This is a genomic window from Shewanella sp. WXL01 (assembly GCF_012263345.1).
Lineage (GTDB): Bacteria > Pseudomonadota > Gammaproteobacteria > Enterobacterales > Shewanellaceae > Shewanella > Shewanella maritima.
On record NZ_JAAIKQ010000005.1, the window covers coordinates 231,069 to 247,358 of the forward strand.

Below are 16,290 nucleotides of genomic sequence, written 5' to 3' on the forward strand. Positions count from 1 at the left end.
AACTGCTTTTAGAAACTGTTTTTACGAACGTTTTACTAACAGAGCCTTCACCTGAAATGCTCGCAACACATAAGTCAAAGCGGACACCTTGTGGAAGTAAAGTCTTGGTCGCCCCAAGAGCTAAAAGTCAGTGATAAATACCGAATAAGACTAATTATAAAAAATAGCTCATATAGAGCACTGCGAAGTTCATAATGAAAACAAAACTATCTCAAGCGCTAAGCTCGCGCATACCTAAGATTTTGCTTGTTAGCTCTACAATAGCATTCACAGGGTGCGGTCAGAATGCTCAACACGAGCAAACAAGTACAGATCTTCAAACACCGATTAAGAAACAAGCACAAGTTGCACAGCAGGCCGGCAAGATTAACCTGCGGATCCTCGAAACTTCCGACTTGCACACCAATATCATGGACTATGACTACTACCAGTCTAGAGTCGACCCGCGTATAGGTTTAGCCCGTACCGCGAGTTTGATTAAACAGCATTCCAATGTAGACAATGTGGTACTGGTCGACAATGGCGATTTGCTGCAAGGCAGCCCAATGGGCGACTTTATTGCCCATGGCTTTAAACATTCCAACCGCCTAACCGACACACACCCTGCCTACAAGGCGATGAACACCTTAAATTACTCAGTTGGTAACATAGGTAATCATGAATTCAATTATGGTCTGGATTTTCTAAAGCAAGCATTAAGCGGCGCAGAGTTCCCATATATTAGTGCTAACGTACTGTGTAAGTCAGACTGCTGGGATAACCTTAAGCCTGGCGATAACCTGTTTAAGCCTTACTTAATTGAGCAAAAAACCGTTACTGATGAACATGGCAATCAACACCAACTGAACATAGGTTACATTGGCTTTGTTCCACCGCAAATATTGCTGTGGGATAAACAAAACCTAGACGGCAGAGTCGACGTGTTAGGTATTGTTGAATCCGCCGAAAAATTCATTCCACAAATGAAAGCTGAAGGTGCAGATATTATTGTGGCTATCCCCCACTCTGGTGTAGGCACGCCTGAAGCGCCAACCAATGTTAACGATGAAAATGCTACCTGGGCTCTGACACTGGTTGATGACATTGATGCGATTACTTTTGGTCACAGTCACTCGGTGTTCCCATCTGCAACATTTGAAGGATTACCAGGCGCAGATCTCGACAAAGGCACCATCAACGGAGTTGCAGCGGTAATGCCCGGTCGCTGGGGTGACAATTTGGGTTTAATTGACCTAACACTAGAGCAAGATGGTGATAGCTGGAAAGTCGTTGACTCACGCGCCAAAGCCCTGCCCATTTTTGACAGCAAAGCCGCCAGCCCTGAGCTTGTCGCGGCAGATGCTAGCATTCATAAAGCTATTGCCAAAGAGCATCAGCAAACCATTGACTATGTGAGCCAACCTATTGGCCATGCAACGAGTGATATGTATAGCTATTTGTCGCTAGTACAGGATGACCCAACAGTGCAAATTGTTGCCAATGCGCAGATTTGGAAACTTAAGCAAAACCTGCCGCAACAGCTTAAACATCTGCCAGTATTGTCAGCCGCATCACCTTTTAAAGCAGGCGGCCGTCATAGCACTAGTGCTGACAAAGACAGTTATGTGCAAGTCGCTAAAGGAAAACTAACCTACAAGAATGCTGCCGACTTATACCTCTACCCCAACACTTTGGTCGCGGTGAAAGTCACTGGCGCGCAGGTAAAAGACTGGCTGGAATGTAGTGCTAATCAATTCAACCAAATTGACCCTAGCTCGACTGCACCACAGAGTCTGATTAACTGGAATGATCACCGCACCTACAACTTTGACGTAATAGACGGTGAGCAAGGCAGTTTGACCTACCAAATTGATGTGACTCAGCCAAATCGTTTTGATGGTAACTGCAAACTCGTCGATGCAAACGCTAATCGCATTAAAAGCCTCAGCTATATGCAGAATGGCAAGCTACTTTCGGGCGATGCATTTGCCAAACAGGAGTTTATTGTTGCCTCAAATAACTACCGCGCCTTTGGGCAAAAGTTTGCAGGTACAGGTAGTAAACATGTGGTGCTTGAGCTGCCCGATACCAATCGCGAGGCCTTAGCACAATACATCAGTGCTGAGACTGAGAAAAACGGCAGTGTTGACCCAGGTGCAGACAATAACTGGGATTTCGCCAACATTAGCACCAACACTAAGTTAGACATTCGCTTTGAAACTCAATCTAGTGAACAGGCCAAGCAGTTCATTAAGCAATATCAGCAACGCAAGATGACCAAGCTTAACGACACTGACGAGTTAGGTTTTGCTGTTTACCAGATCGATTTAACTGAGCACTGAGCACTAAACTCATACAAAGCATGCCAACATAGCAGGCAGTAAATACTGTCGAAGGGTGAAAAAAGGAGCGTAGATAACATCTACGCTCCTTTTTAAATTCAAAGTTTGGATTAATTTGTATGCGCCCCAGTGCGCAAGCACGCTCAGTTATATAGTCAATCTAACTCAAACATTTGTCCCATTTTACGAATGCTGGCGAACGGGACATTATGGCTATTTCGCTTAGCACATAATGCTTGATGTTGACTGCTTTTAGGGTCACCAACGAGCACCACACGCACTTGATAACCAAAACCCTCTGCCGCAGTTTTATATGCTAGGTACTCCCAATGACAAACATTGGTATTGTCGCAAATCACCACGGGTTCGCTAGTCGATAAGGCACTAATAAAACGCGCAAGATTACGTTGATGATACTCAGGCAATCGTTTAGCGTTAAAGCGATACTCGCCGTCTTGTAAAAAGTAATCGTCAGTCGAGAAATATCCGTGTTGCTTTATACGCACTGCTTGCTCTATGCCTTGGGACTCAATAAAGCGCGCAGCCCAATAAGACTTGCCGCTGCCGGGCAAGCCACGCATGATGATTGCTACCTTTTCCGAACTCGCTATGCTCCGCATTTCCGTTGTCATTATATCTCTAACGGCTCTAGCGCTTTTGCACCAACCACTTCACCAGCCAAAATACTATCGACCAATTGCGGCACTATCTCACCAGCCTTACCAGTAAAGTGATACTGGAACTGGCTATGGCTGTCAGCTGGCATTAAGTTAACTTCAACGGTTTGTGCGCAGCGATGGTTAGCAATATCAACAAAACCTGCAGCCGGATAAACCGTGCCAGATGTGCCTATGGCGATAAACAAATCACACTCATCTAACGCATGATGAATGGTGTCCATACCAAATGGCATTTCACCAAACCACACAATATGCGGCCGCAGGCGCTCGGCTGGTATGCAACAAGTACACACGTTTTCAGGGCCAAACATTTCTTTTAAATTAAAGGTTTGCTGCGACTGAGGGCAACGGCCTTTCATCAATTCACCATGCATGTGCAGTAATCGTTTACTACCTGCCGACTCATGTAAATTATCGACATTTTGCGTTACCAGTAGCACTTCACCATCGAATTCACGCTCTAGTTTTGCTAACGCGACATGTGCTGCGTTGGGCGTAATGTCGTCACGGTGTAAGTCTTGCCAGCGCAAATTATAAAAACGCTCAACTAGTTCGCGATCACGGGCATAACCTTCTGGCGTCGCAACATCTTCAATATGGTGCTGTTCCCATAAACCATCTTGATCTCGAAAGGTTTGAATGCCTGATTCAGCAGAAATCCCCGCGCCAGTTAATATGACTATTCTGCGATACATCTTGACTCCTTGTTGGCGTAATTATTATTTTTGTATTCACGTTTGCGGTAAGTAATTCAGTAAAGCTCATTGAATGTTAACTTATTTTTGTGACAACTCCCGACAAACAAATCATCAAAAGTTTATTTGATGTTCGTGCGCAAAACTCTAACCTCAAACTCTATTTAAACCCATCATATATTGACCGCACTCAACCGCAATAATCCCTTAGTATATGTAGGTTTACTGTCACATTTTCAGCAATTAACTGAAAAATTCCATTAAGATGTTAAATTTTATGCGCTAAGCAATTGATTAACTCGGTTAAGAGGTTTAAGTTTCTAAGCCAAGCACATATAATAATTTATTATCCACGGATGAACCTCTGGGTTCGCTAATCAAGAGATCTGACATGACTGATGGCAATCAAGCGCTGAAAAAAGCCGGATTAAAAGTAACCCTACCTCGAGTAAAAATCTTAGAGCTTATGCAAGCTCCAGAAAACCAACACATCAGTGCTGAAGACCTATACAAGAAGTTGCTAGATATGGGCGAAGAAATTGGCCTGGCGACAGTGTACCGAGTTTTAAACCAATTTGATGACGCTGGTATTTTAAACCGTCATCACTTTGAAAGCGGCAAAGCAGTATTTGAAATGTCGACACAAAAGCATCACGATCACTTAGTTTGCTTAAACTGCGACAAGGTAATCGAGTTTTCAGACGACATTATCGAGCAGCGCCAAGAAGAAATTGCAATGCGTCACAACATCAAGCTCACTCACCACAGCTTGTACCTTTATGGCCACTGCACTAACGACACTTGCGACCACAACGACGATTAATTAAGTTGCATATTGTCTAAACTAAAAACCAGCATTTGATGCTGGTTTTTTTGTTTGTGCTGCCTACAAATTTTTATGGTACACATGCACTTTATGCTCGAAATATTCAGCCTGCTTAAGAATACTCATACCGACTTTACGAGCCACTGCTTCTGAGCCCTCATTGCCATGTAAAATAAGCGCGATAATCTCATCTAGATTATGCAGCGGTTTACAGGTTGCTAAAACCGCATCTGCCGCTTCAAAGCCAATACCTTTACGCCAATACTCAGGAAAGTAGCGGTAACCTATCTCTACTTTATCGAACTCAGGAATATATTTGGGCCCACAAAAGCCAATCACCTTATTATCCGCTTTATGATGCACTGCCCAGCGACCAAAGCCATGTTTGCGATAGTCGGCACAAATTACATCATCAAATAGCGTTTGCGCCTGTTTTAGCTCAGTAAAAGGTTTGGTAGGAATATAGGTCAGCATCTCTTGATTACTGTTCATTAAAAACAGGCTTTCGATATCATGCTGATTAAAAGGGCGAATAAGCAATCGCTCGGTTTCGCAAATAACTTTTGGTACTGGCATGTAAGTTCCTTTTTATGCGTTATCACAACGGTGAGGTGAGTTAACTCAAGTGTATCAGCAAATTAGCTTGAGCTTTCGATAAACCTAAAAATCATCGAAAATGCTGACTTGTGGTGATGACGAATACTCGACAAATACTAGTTAGTTGCATAGAACAATAGAGGCTTAGGACTGTTCGCAGAAGGTACGTTAGCGCGTTAAACCTAGCTCAACCAGATGAAGCTATAGCATATCGTTGCAATGACACTTAAAGCCGTTGAAAACACGAATGTTTTCGTCGAGCCCTCTTGTTAGACAAAGAGGGGAAGTGTTCATGTCGTGCTTTAAATGTCATTGCATCATTAGCTAATCCGCAAACCTACCTATTAATGCGAGAACCAGGGTTCACTTTCAAATCTCGCTCAAATAATAACCCCGAAGCCCGTAGGCGCTTTTCATTTGAGTTTATAAAGGCTTGAGCTTACCCTTGGCATCTTCGAGGCTGGTATAACCTTTTTTCGCCATAAACTGTGCCAGCTCAGTTTCAATGCGTTCAAAACACGCCGCGCCTTGCTTTTCAAAGCAAGTTGCCACTTGCACTGCATCGGCGCCAGCTAGTAAATACTCAAACGCATCAACACCAGTATTAATGCCGCCCACACCCATAATTTGTACATCGTCGCCCAGTAGCTCTCTAAAGGCGCGAACATTAGCCAAGCCAACAGGTTTAATATACTCCCCACATAAGCCACCAAAGCCGCCTTTTGGTTTAATAATTGGCTGCTCAGTTTCTGGGTCAATCACTAAGGTGTTACCAATAGAGTTAATGCAAGTGATAAACTTCACTGGATACTGCTTAAGAATGTCAGCCATAGCGATAAAGTGCGACATATCGAAATATGGCGCAAGCTTGATACCAATTGGCTTGTCACCCAATGCGGTAATCGCTTTTAGCGCTTGCTCAGTTTGCTCAAAGTCGTAGGCAACCTGTGCTTTACCCGGAATATTTGGGCATGAGAAATTAACTTCAATTAAATCAACATCACTTTGCTGAAATGCGCTGACCATCTCAATGTTATCTTCAATACTAAAGCCAGACACGCTGACAATCACCGGCTTGCCATGTTGCTTAAGCGTTGGGATCATCTCTAAGTAAGCTTTGTAACCTAAGTTTGGCAGACCCATTGATTGAATAGAGCCTAAATTAAGGTTTTGATAACGCGGTTCAGGGTTACCCTCGCGCGGTAAAATGGTACATGACTTGGTCATAATCGCCGCGGAGTGTGACTCACCTACGATTTTTAACTCCTCTGCACTGGTGCATCTTGGACCAGAAGCATTGAGTACGTAGCTGGCAAGGGGCACGCCAGCAACTTCTGTTGATAAGTTAACACCATTGATAATTGTAGATTGGGTAGCAGAGGTCATTTTTATTCCTTCTCGGGCAAGGGGCTAGGAGAAAATTTGGCCTAGTTTAGAGCCAGCTGAACAATAATCTTTGATTAAAAACAACAAATACCTACCTCAATTTAGGTAATAACCAAACTCGTGATAGCTATCATGTTTTTATTCTCAACACCGAACAGTCAGATCTAAAATCACAATAATTACTCGAAAAAAATGCCGTCTCCCTGAAAGGGTGACGGCATTTTTATAATCGACATAAAAATAATGCAATAAAGCCTATTTAGCCTTAAAACGTATATTGCACCTTAACGCTAAAGTAGCGGCCTGGCTGACTGTAGGTTTCTTCAGTAACACCCAAATTAGACATTAAGAACTTAGATTGCCCTGCCACATCGGCATACTCAATGTATTCTTTGTCGAACAGGTTATAAATACCACCACGTAGCGTCCAGTTATCGGTTAGGAATACGCTGCTTGTTAGGTCAACTACGGCGTAACCTGCAGTGTTGTATACCTCGTTAAAGCTCTCAAAACCCGGAATTGGGAAGATATCTAAATCAGTGGTTCTGTCCATCTTGCCGGCAAAACGCACGTTTAAGCCAAAGTCAGTTTCAGTATCACCAAAGTAAGTAAAGTAGTTCACACCTAGGTTGCCCTTAAGCGGGCTAACTGAGTTCAGGTAATCGCCGTTTTGGTCTTCGCCATGGGTGTAAGCCACGTTACCCCAGATTTCGATCTCATCGGTGATGGCCTGGCTAAATGAAGCTTCAGCACCGTAAAGGGTCACTTTCTCGCGGTTAGTGTATTGATACTCCAACGTTTGTGGAATAACACAACCAAACGGGCCGCCACAACCTAAAAACTCCCAATCGATATAGTCATTGGCCTGAGTGTAAAAAGTGGTTAGCTCGTACTTGGTATCACCATGATTACCACGAACGCCCACTTCGATTGTGTGGCTGGTTTCAGACTCTAAGTCGTAATTGGCTTTAATCAACACAGGGAATGGCATCTTGCCATCTTTAACTTCAAGCTCGCCCCATTTTTGATCTGGCGTTGGCATCTTGTAGCCATACGCATACTGGGCAAACATGTTTACACTGTCAGAGAAGTGATAAACCAAACCAAGCTTTGGCGACCAGAAGCTTTCGCTCATTTCAGCGAACTTTTCTGGGTCACGGCCAGCATCTTCTGCTTGTTTAGCATCTGGCGTATTGCGGTAGTAATCATAACGTAAGCCTAGAATCGCGTTTAAGTCGCCATCTAAAAAAGTGATGTCATCTTGAAAATAGGCACCTACACGCAGACTCTTAGTATCAGCAAACGAGAAGGTATCGGTTTCAGACGGTACCCACTCGCCCTGGCGGTTTTTAGTTAGATACTCACGTGGGCGGCTCATTTCAGACTGCTCGACATCCAAACCATAAACAATTTGATGCTCATGACCCGTTAACGACAATGCCTTACCAAAGCTGCTGGCTAAACCGATACGATACTCGTCGAACTGATAGTCACGATATTCTACTTTTTCACGGTCAGAACCTCGTTCACCCTCAAAGTAATCGCGCTTTTCAGATTGATCGGTACGGCCGTAGTACAAAACAAAATCCATACTGTCATGAATGCCACGGTCCTTTGTTGAACGCAGGCGAAGCGAAGTATTTAGCGCCTTGGTGTAACGGTCATAATCAATTGATGAAGGCTCATCAGGATCGGCATTATTCTCCCAGCGGTATAACTGCTGGTTTAGATAATCCATGGTGAACTGCAGGTTAGTATAATCGTTAAAGTGGTACTTACTCTTTAGTAATAGGCTATCGGTTACTAGCTCACTGTCAGGTAAGGTTTCGGTGTAGTTTTGCTGCTCTTCACCGCTGCGGCGCTGGTAACTCACCAGGTTTTCAAAATCACCAATGCGATTAGCGCCGGTAAAACCACCGCTGAATTCATCATTCATACCTGTGTAACCACCGTTAACACTAAAGTAGCTATCATCACTGCCTAGGTAATCTGCGGCATCTTTAGTGGTCATCACCATGACACCACCAAGTGCATCAGAGCCATACATAGTCGATGCGGCTGACTTAAGCACTTCTACTTGTTTTAGGCTGTCAACTTCAGTTAAACCACGGCCTGTACCTTCAGCACCAGGGCCAAGCGGCGATGCATACTGGTTGTTTACGCGCACACCGTCTTTCACCATCATCACACGGTTGCCACCAATACCGCGAATGGTTACCGAGCTAGGCTTACCTGCGCCGCCTTTTACATCGACTGAGGCTTCATTTCTAAATAAAGTACTAAAGTCAGTATTCATGTTGCGAGCAATCGCTTCTTCATCCAGCACCACTACTGAGCTTGCTACCTTGTCGACACTTTGCTCAATACGCGCGCCTGAAACCACAATCACTTCGTGAAAATGGTTAATTGATTCCTGAGTGCTTTGCTGGGCGGCTGACTGATTTTGCTGCTGTAACTCGTCTGCGGCATGAGCCTGGGTTGCAAGCATCACTGCTAGTGCAATACTGCTGTACTTCATCATATTTCTGCCTCTTAGCCTGTTGGCCTAAATGCTATTGCTAAACTTATGTATTTTGATGATTTATTCATTACTACTTGTCTTAATTAGCCCAAACTCAACGGCAGTTTGAAGCGATTAACAATTGAAACAAATAGGAATGAATCTCATTTATAATGGCTGCGAGTCTAGCATTTTCGATAAAGCACAATGGGATCATGGTCTCATTCTCAAAGTTCAACGAGCTAATCCACAAAAAAACAAAGCAAAAATGAATTTTGGTTAATTTGGCGTTAATTAGTTAACACTAATAATTGAGATGTACGTAAATTTGCTGTCACAATCAGTGATCTAATTTGTTAACAATGGGTGGGTATTTGTTCGAGTTGTACTAATTTAGTGCTAGTTTAAATTTTCGTGATCCACATTAAGAATTGCATACGCTAACCGATTAAAATACAGTTTAACCACAACAAATTAGCGCCTAACAAAAACCAATAATTGCTAGTTAATATGGATAATTAACGCCTAAGCATAATGTTGAACCACCAAGAAATAGGTATCAAACATTAAAACCTACATGGAGCATGTATTGTTATTGAATGCGAAAGCCTTTCGTAACCTCGTTTTAGCGAGTTTATTGACGCTAGTCAGCCTTAGCGCAGCGGCGCAGCAAGTCAATCTTACTAGTGGTGAGTGGCCGCCCTACACCTCCGAAAGCATCTATCAAAATGGTTTGCCGCAGAGGTAGTCAGACAAGCCTATAAAGCGGTTGGCATCAAGGTACACATTGGCCACTTCCCGTGGAAACGCTCTTATCATTATGCTCAAACAGGTACAGGTCTAGGCGACGACGTGTGGCATGGCAGTATTGCCTGGGTTAAAACACCTGAGCGCGAAACTTTGTTCCATTATTCGACACCTTTGCTTAGTGATAACATGGTGTTGTACTCATTAAAAAAAGCACCAATTGAATGGACAACTTTGACAGATCTTGCAGGCCTCACCATTGGCGCCACCGAACACACTAATTATGAGATATTGGAGTCCGCGCAAAACAAGGGCTTAATTAAGCTGCAGCGCGCCGGCAACTACGACATCTTATTTCAACGATTATTAGCAGAGCGAATCGATGCCGTGCCACAACTCAAAAGCGTGGGCGAATTCTATTTAAGTAATAACGTCAAGGGCGCAGACAAGGACAAGATCACCCGTAGCGATAGCATTTTATCGACACGCGAGTTTCATCTTATTCTCAACAAAGCCAACCCCAACAACAAGCAGTTCGCGGCTGATTTTGACCGTGGTATGGCTATCATCAAGCAAAATGGTGTGTATCAAGATTTAATCAATAAGTTAAACCATGGGCGCTACAATAACTGACCACATATTCAATATAGAGCTGTTACAGTAATCCTTCGTCGGTAATATTGCACAGGTTACCTCCAATAAGTAATAACCACAAAGTAGTGGTTATCCCACTGATATCTTTATAGTATAAAGACTTATCTAAACCACCTCACAGGCAAGCAACATCAGCATGAGCGACAAGCAATATCATCACGGCGACCTAAAAGCCTCATTAATTCGTATCGCCAACGAAATACTACAACGTGATGGTGTTGAGGGTTTATCGCTAAGGGCAATTGCAGCAGAAGCTGGCGTATCACACATGGCGCCTTACGCTCACTTTAAAAATAAGCAAGCCTTGCTCAGTAGTATTGTTGAAGTTGGTTTTATTGATATGGCCGCGGCCATGCAAGCAAGCACTGCAAACCTTGATAAAACCTTGCCAGAAAACACCAAAACACTGGTGCTTGAATATGGTGCTAGCTATTTGGAATTTGCCACTAAACATCCTCAGCTTTACCGATTAATGCTCGGACAGGCCGAACACATAGAAATGCAAAGCCAAAGTGAGGATGAACAAACAAGCTACCGTCACAATCTCAACAAGCCATTCAATTTGTTGCGCGATGCGTTCGCCTTGCAAAGTAACGATAAAGCACAAGTTAAAGCACAAGCGTTGGGCGCATGGTCGATGGTGCACGGCATGGCAGCACTATTGGCGCAGGGGCGAATTCAGCTGCCTCAAGGCGTCGATTTAAAAGCCTTTCTTGCCACTGCAAGTTCAATCACATTCGCGCTTTGATGCTTTGTGCTATCGATGCTTTCACCTTCCCACTTTCTCACTTTCTAGAATTCGCCACACGGCTAGATTAAGCGGTTAATCTAGCTGCCAGATATCCTTGTAAAGCCACATCAAGCCTTTAGACAAACCGACTGGGAATGTCGAGTAGTGATCAGTCCCATCCACCACTTCAGACTTGATTCTTAACCCTTGATAATTGCGTGATTGCAATCGCTCAACGTATTTTTGCTGCCCGGTCACCATGTGCTTCATGCCGTTTTCGGGTGTTTCTAGCGAGCCTGTAGCGTAAAACACATTCACTCTTAATGTCTTATGCTGTTTAGCATAGGCGGCTTCATCAGCAAAAATTTGATCGTCTTTAAACCAATGGGACGGGCTGGTTAAAATGTAGCTAGAAAATAATTCTGGCTTGCTCAGCATTACCCAGGAGCCAAACGAGCCACCAAGTGAATGACCACTTAAGATACGTTTACTGCTATCAACACGATAACGCTGCTCAATAAACGGTATCACTTCTTGCTCTATCAGTTTGAGGTATTCGCCAGCACCACCAGTTTTATACTTTACCCAACTAGGGGCATGATGCGGGGTTAAATCCCGCACCCGACTATATTGGCCGTTCTCGCCATGGGCAAAGCCCATCGCCACGATTATCGCCTTATCCATGCTCGGGAAGTGCGTTACACCAGTGGCAACCTTAAAAGTATGCGGCGCATCATTTAGGTATAAAACCGGATAATTCACCTTGCTATTATCTTGTGCAAAGTAACCTTTAGGTAGCTTGACCAAAATATCGTACTTACGTGCAACCACATTAGAGCTAAGGGTAAACTTCTCGGTATTGCCCACTGTATACGTTTCATTTACCTGAGTAATGTGTTTAGGTAGAGCACTTTCAGCGGAATTCGCGGTGATACTGGCAGGCAACTCTTTTGCATTCAAACTAAACGCCAATGCTGAGTAGCTAGTTGCTGCAATAACAAAACGTACTGCTTTGTACAGGTTAGTTTTGATAGCGGTAGTTTCTATGGGTCTATATGTAAAAGTGGTCGATTTGATTGTATCGAGTGATAGGTGAAACGCTTTTAAAACTAGCATGCAATCCATGTCCTGTAGTGAGTATATGGCTTATCCGAAAACCTAAATTGTGCATCATTGATGCAGTACTATTATCAGCACCTTTCTATGCTTTTTAGCACTTGTTGTAAAAGGCAGAACTTCAACAATTCCTCAGTTGATGTCCATTCTAAGCTCCTTCTTACTCCATTGATTGCACCATTCGTTTGATTTTTAGTGCTTTTTCGAAATGATCTAACTGATGCGTTTGAATCCACCAGGTTGCCGCTTCCATCAACACCTCAGGATCATCATTCTTGTTTTTAAAAAATGCGTAAAACGATACCCCTACACCCTCGCCCTTAGCAGCAATTTTCTTATCACAAACTTCGACTATTTTGGCACGTAAAGACTCTCTCATTTTTTTGATTTATCCGTTATAGGTTGATGATTGGCTTGAATGCGCTAAATGGGCTGGGATTGGTGTTTCGATCTTATGTTAACTGTCAATAATTATGGAAGGCCATGTTATTTCTAAAAAGCGAGTTCAACAAGCGTAGTTTTGAGCTATCGAATATACAATAACCAGAATAACCATGGGTAGCTATGTTATTGAGCTATGTTATTGAGACGAGTTATCGTTATAATCAGCTTTTTATGCATCGAGAGATTTATGCGCTACTTACTGTTGCTTATTGCATTTGTTACGCATCAAACTAACGCAACAGGTTTAAACTTTTGGGAGTCGTCGACGTTAAACTCCGCCTTAGCGAGTGCTAATGGAGCAAATGCAGGAGATGCGAGCGTCTTAGCGTTAGCACCATCCTCAATCACTGCGATTGAAGCGCCTACATTGACGGCCAGTGTCACTTATTATGAAGTGACAACGGATTACAATATTTTTGGCAATCAAAGCCAATATAGCGTGGCCAACCCCATTCCCATGGGCTTTTTTGTAACTCCAATCAATGAGTCTTGGTTCTTCGGTTTATCTGTTTATAGCCGCACGGCTGCTGATATTACGGTGCCAAGTATCCCCCTTGTACATCCCCGTGAAACAAGAGTACAACCCATCTTGGTATCAGCAAGTCCCTCAATTGCTTACAAAATGGGTACATTAAGTATCGCTGGCACGCTCGAATATATTCATGCTCCATATACTCTTGAGCAAACAAGTTGTTCCTTCGGGAATTGCAATACCACCACATCACAAGATACGGCTCAAGGTTGGGGCGCTGGAATTAGTGCAACATGGGATATACACGCCCATTTTTCAATGGCTTTTATGCATCGCTTTGAAAGCCAACTTGGCAATGAGGATATTGATATTCGTTTGCCAGCAATCACCTCGCTATATGCGAGCCTAAAACTGGGTCAACATGCGCAATGGCACAATTCCTACAGTCTTAGTCAATGGGATGGTAAGGGGATAACTTACAATGATTATATTGACCCGATTGGTTTGCTAACTGGGTTCCAAGATAGTCATCGCTTAGCTACAAGCATTGAGTATGAATTGGCTGATTGGACATTGCACGCTGGCTTTAGTGCAGACCAAGCAGTTGATCAGTTCGGCGGTATTGATAAACGTTACCGTGTGGGGGTTGGCCATAAAGTGAATGATCAAATCACCTTGAACCTCGCCGCTGTATTTGAAAGTTACTCAAAGAAACAAGCAAATGTTGAGGGCACAACTTTAGTTGAAGTTCAAAACAGCGGAGCAGCTTATAGCTTAGGGGTGACCTATAATTTTTAGGTAATGCCCTGTTAATGGGCAAAAACTAATTGGTTATACTCTAGCGGCTATGCAGCCCCAAACCAATTGATTTTTTGTCTATTTTTTATCGGCTTGTTATATGCACACTACACCTTTGTAAAGATACTCTTTAATTTCCCTAGAAATGTGATCTTTTGAACATATGCTTGGAGGTTCGCGTACTCTGGAACCAGTGCTTTGGAACCATGTTCTTCAAAATTAATTCTGACAGTATTTTCACCAGAAATTAATAGAAAAACAGCTTCAACGTCACCCTTTCCAAAGTGCTCATGCTGAACAAGAAAGCCAGCAGAGACTACACCTAAACCTAAATCATTGTGCTATAAACGCTAAATTTGAAATGCCAAGCGTTGAGAATCCCTCTTAAATGATTGTTAACCATCTTTTTTACTGAACACACTCGCTGCCATTACAGCTTCTAAGCTATACCTACGATAGAACTTAACAAAGCCGATATAGAAAACATAGGCTAGCGTAGCAAATGAACCAATATGCACTAGCCCAATATTAAGTTGGCTTGCAAAAAAGTATGAATAGACTGCCCCCCAAAACAGCACAATAAAAACAAACGAGACATTACGCGTTAGCCCGTATAGTGCTACGTAGTTTTGTAGTTTTCCCGAATGCCTTTCCGAATTTTCAAAGATAAAGTGATAAAGGAGCCTCAAATAATCCCCATCGATCCCGTTCTCTAACTTCATTTGTGAAGTGTCCACTTTGATATACTCGCTTAGGATATCTGTACATTTTTTAAAAGTAGCCTCTCGGAGCGGCTTTGGTAGTGACTTAGCTTGATTAAACATTTTGATTTTTAGAGCGTCTTTCAAGACAAACTTAAAGACGGAAATCGGTAAGATAAGAATCCACAAAACTATACGGCCAAGCTGCCCACCACATGAATCACTTGATAGGTATGCTTGAGGCTTGACATCAAAAAGGAACTCGGACGGGTAGCCATTAGAATAGTTTGTAAATGCTTCAATTAATGCAGATGAGCCAATAGCCAACACATGACCGAATAAATACGAACAAATAACCGCAGGTATAAAACTCAGCAATTGACTTGCTGTAGAGTTACTAGTGCCTTCTAAACTCAATCTAGTGACTATATCATCTACACCGAATACGAATGTCACTATGTATAACAACACCGCTCCAGGGAGCATATAGCCTAAAAAATCGTAAAAAGAGAAAGGGTTTTGTTTCACTTTAATTCCTTATAGTTACTGCTGAATTCGAGTAGATGGTTAACGCCCTGTTAATGGGCAAAATAAAGTTGGCTAAAATTAAGCGACGAAGGAGCAAAAGCCAACTGTATTTTGTCCTTGTTAAACAGCTTGTTAAGTGCATATAGCTTCGAACTCTTCGCGACTAATATCACCTACCATAAAATTAGGTTCAACATTTCTAGTTCCTGGAATAGCACGTGTTTCAGGAGGAAAATGCCAGATATTAAAATGATCATTTGGGTAAGTATCATATTGCAACTTATCCCACCCTAGAATTTTAGCCATTCTAGAAATGGTGACTTTCTTAGCACTTTGAATTTGGGCACTTTCGTCAAAGAATAAATGATAGCCAGTGTTTATAGCTCCAGTTATTACATCTACAGCTTGTAACCCCCAATGAAGTTTCGAATTCTCCATCGACACATGTTCAATCGTCGATGAAGTAGGCAATTTAGCAAGCATATGATTAGTAATAATCTGCATCACTTCGTCTTATTTACTGTATGAAGTACTTTTTTGATCGATATAGACTTTAAATTTTGAATTTAGTCCTTGACTACTTTGGCGTAGCAAAAAATCGTATGTTGTAAAAAAAGCAGCTTCTTCATTCGAGTGCCATTTTCTATATGGGGCTTTTGATACTGCGATAGAATGAAATGTACAAGGGCTTTGAAGTATAAACTTTAAGATATTTGTACAGAGATTAACTTGGCCAGAACTTTTCCGCACTTTTTCCCATTTGATTTCGCCTTGCAAACCACTAGCATTATATATTTCTTCAATAGCTTGATTAAATGCAGGTAAAAAATCCTCGGGAACATTTAAAATACCAATGGTGTAACAAGGGCAACCTTTATGTGTTCCACTTTCATCCGCAAATGATGCTATATATGCCATAACGACTCCATGTTTTAGTGTGCACTTAACGCCCTGTTAAGGGGCTTTTTATCAGCCTGCTAAAATGTGTAGTGTAGCGAAGCGGAACTCAGCAGGCTATAAAAAGCCCGATTAAACAGCTTGTTATATGCGAATCATGCATACTTAATTGTTTAATGCATAAATTTTATTTATTTC

The 16,290-nt window shown here is 42.5% G+C and carries 15 protein-coding genes; 5 read left to right on the forward strand and 10 right to left on the reverse strand.

Annotated elements, in window-relative coordinates; translation table 11 throughout:
* Positions 1-194 precede the first annotated feature (194 nt).
* A complete protein-coding gene (locus G3R49_RS13850; RefSeq protein ID WP_167870071.1) occupies positions 195-2,321 on the forward strand; it encodes a bifunctional 2',3'-cyclic-nucleotide 2'-phosphodiesterase/3'-nucleotidase in 2,127 nt (708 codons plus the stop codon).
* Between the two features lie 155 nt (positions 2,322-2,476).
* On the opposite strand, the gene G3R49_RS13855 is transcribed toward G3R49_RS13850, so the two are convergent.
* On the reverse strand, positions 2,477-2,953 hold the full coding sequence (locus G3R49_RS13855) for an AAA family ATPase (protein WP_245335367.1): 477 nt from the start codon (positions 2,951-2,953) through the stop codon (positions 2,477-2,479).
* Positions 2,953-3,696, reverse strand: coding sequence for a Sir2 family NAD+-dependent deacetylase (cobB, locus tag G3R49_RS13860; protein WP_167870072.1), 744 nt, complete (start codon positions 3,694-3,696; stop codon positions 2,953-2,955). Before cobB ends, G3R49_RS13855 begins: the two co-directional genes overlap by 1 nt.
* Positions 3,697-4,087: 391 nt before the next feature.
* On the opposite strand from cobB, the gene fur reads away from it, so the two are divergent.
* Entirely contained in the window at positions 4,088-4,519 is a 432-nt protein-coding gene (gene fur, locus G3R49_RS13865) for a ferric iron uptake transcriptional regulator (RefSeq protein ID WP_130602565.1), read from the forward strand.
* Positions 4,520-4,582: 63 nt separating this feature from the next.
* On the opposite strand, the gene G3R49_RS13870 is transcribed toward fur, so the two are convergent.
* The 3 genes from G3R49_RS13870 to G3R49_RS13880 form a co-directional block, all read right to left on the reverse strand.
* Entirely contained in the window at positions 4,583-5,098 is a 516-nt protein-coding gene (locus tag G3R49_RS13870; protein ID WP_130602563.1) for a GNAT family N-acetyltransferase, read from the reverse strand.
* 444 nt (positions 5,099-5,542) lie between these two features.
* Positions 5,543-6,505 (reverse strand): dihydroorotate oxidase, encoded by a 963-nt coding sequence (locus tag G3R49_RS13875; protein WP_167870073.1) that lies wholly within the window; start codon positions 6,503-6,505, stop codon positions 5,543-5,545.
* Between the two features lie 265 nt (positions 6,506-6,770).
* The gene (locus G3R49_RS13880; RefSeq protein WP_245335368.1) at positions 6,771-9,026 is read right to left on the reverse strand and encodes a TonB-dependent hemoglobin/transferrin/lactoferrin family receptor; all 2,256 of its coding nucleotides are present in this window, start codon (positions 9,024-9,026) and stop codon (positions 6,771-6,773) included.
* Positions 9,027-9,698: 672 nt separating this feature from the next.
* On the opposite strand from G3R49_RS13880, the gene G3R49_RS13885 reads away from it, so the two are divergent.
* Both G3R49_RS13885 and G3R49_RS13890 read left to right on the forward strand, forming a co-directional pair.
* A complete protein-coding gene (locus G3R49_RS13885) occupies positions 9,699-10,385 on the forward strand; it encodes a transporter substrate-binding domain-containing protein (RefSeq protein WP_167870074.1) in 687 nt (228 codons plus the stop codon).
* A gap of 157 nt (positions 10,386-10,542) precedes the next feature.
* A complete protein-coding gene (locus tag G3R49_RS13890) occupies positions 10,543-11,154 on the forward strand; it encodes a TetR/AcrR family transcriptional regulator (RefSeq protein ID WP_167870075.1) in 612 nt (203 codons plus the stop codon).
* Between the two features lie 75 nt (positions 11,155-11,229).
* Here G3R49_RS13890 and G3R49_RS13895 read toward each other — a convergent pair whose 3' ends face one another.
* Positions 11,230-12,252 carry an alpha/beta hydrolase gene (locus G3R49_RS13895; protein WP_167870076.1) on the reverse strand — a complete coding sequence of 341 codons (1,023 nt, stop codon included), beginning with the start codon at positions 12,250-12,252 and terminating at the stop codon, positions 11,230-11,232.
* A 160-nt stretch (positions 12,253-12,412) separates the two neighbouring features.
* Complete coding sequence (locus G3R49_RS13900; RefSeq protein WP_130602553.1) at positions 12,413-12,631, reverse strand: DUF6500 family protein; 219 nt, start codon at positions 12,629-12,631, stop codon at positions 12,413-12,415.
* Positions 12,632-12,883: 252 nt separating this feature from the next.
* Between G3R49_RS13900 and G3R49_RS13905 the strand changes: the two genes are divergently transcribed.
* The gene (locus tag G3R49_RS13905; RefSeq protein WP_167870077.1) at positions 12,884-13,966 is read left to right on the forward strand and encodes an OmpP1/FadL family transporter; all 1,083 of its coding nucleotides are present in this window, start codon (positions 12,884-12,886) and stop codon (positions 13,964-13,966) included.
* A gap of 395 nt (positions 13,967-14,361) precedes the next feature.
* Here the strand turns inward: G3R49_RS13905 and G3R49_RS13910 are convergent, their stop codons facing one another.
* The 3 genes from G3R49_RS13910 to G3R49_RS13920 form a co-directional block, all read right to left on the reverse strand.
* Positions 14,362-15,195, reverse strand: a complete 834-nt coding sequence (locus G3R49_RS13910; protein WP_167870078.1) for a hypothetical protein — start codon at positions 15,193-15,195, stop codon at positions 14,362-14,364.
* Positions 15,196-15,327: 132 nt separating this feature from the next.
* Positions 15,328-15,699 (reverse strand): hypothetical protein, encoded by a 372-nt coding sequence (locus tag G3R49_RS13915; RefSeq protein ID WP_167870079.1) that lies wholly within the window; start codon positions 15,697-15,699, stop codon positions 15,328-15,330.
* Between the two features lie 9 nt (positions 15,700-15,708).
* Positions 15,709-16,113 (reverse strand): DUF3800 domain-containing protein, encoded by a 405-nt coding sequence (locus G3R49_RS13920; protein ID WP_167870080.1) that lies wholly within the window; start codon positions 16,111-16,113, stop codon positions 15,709-15,711.
* Between the last annotated feature and the right edge of the window lie 177 nt (positions 16,114-16,290).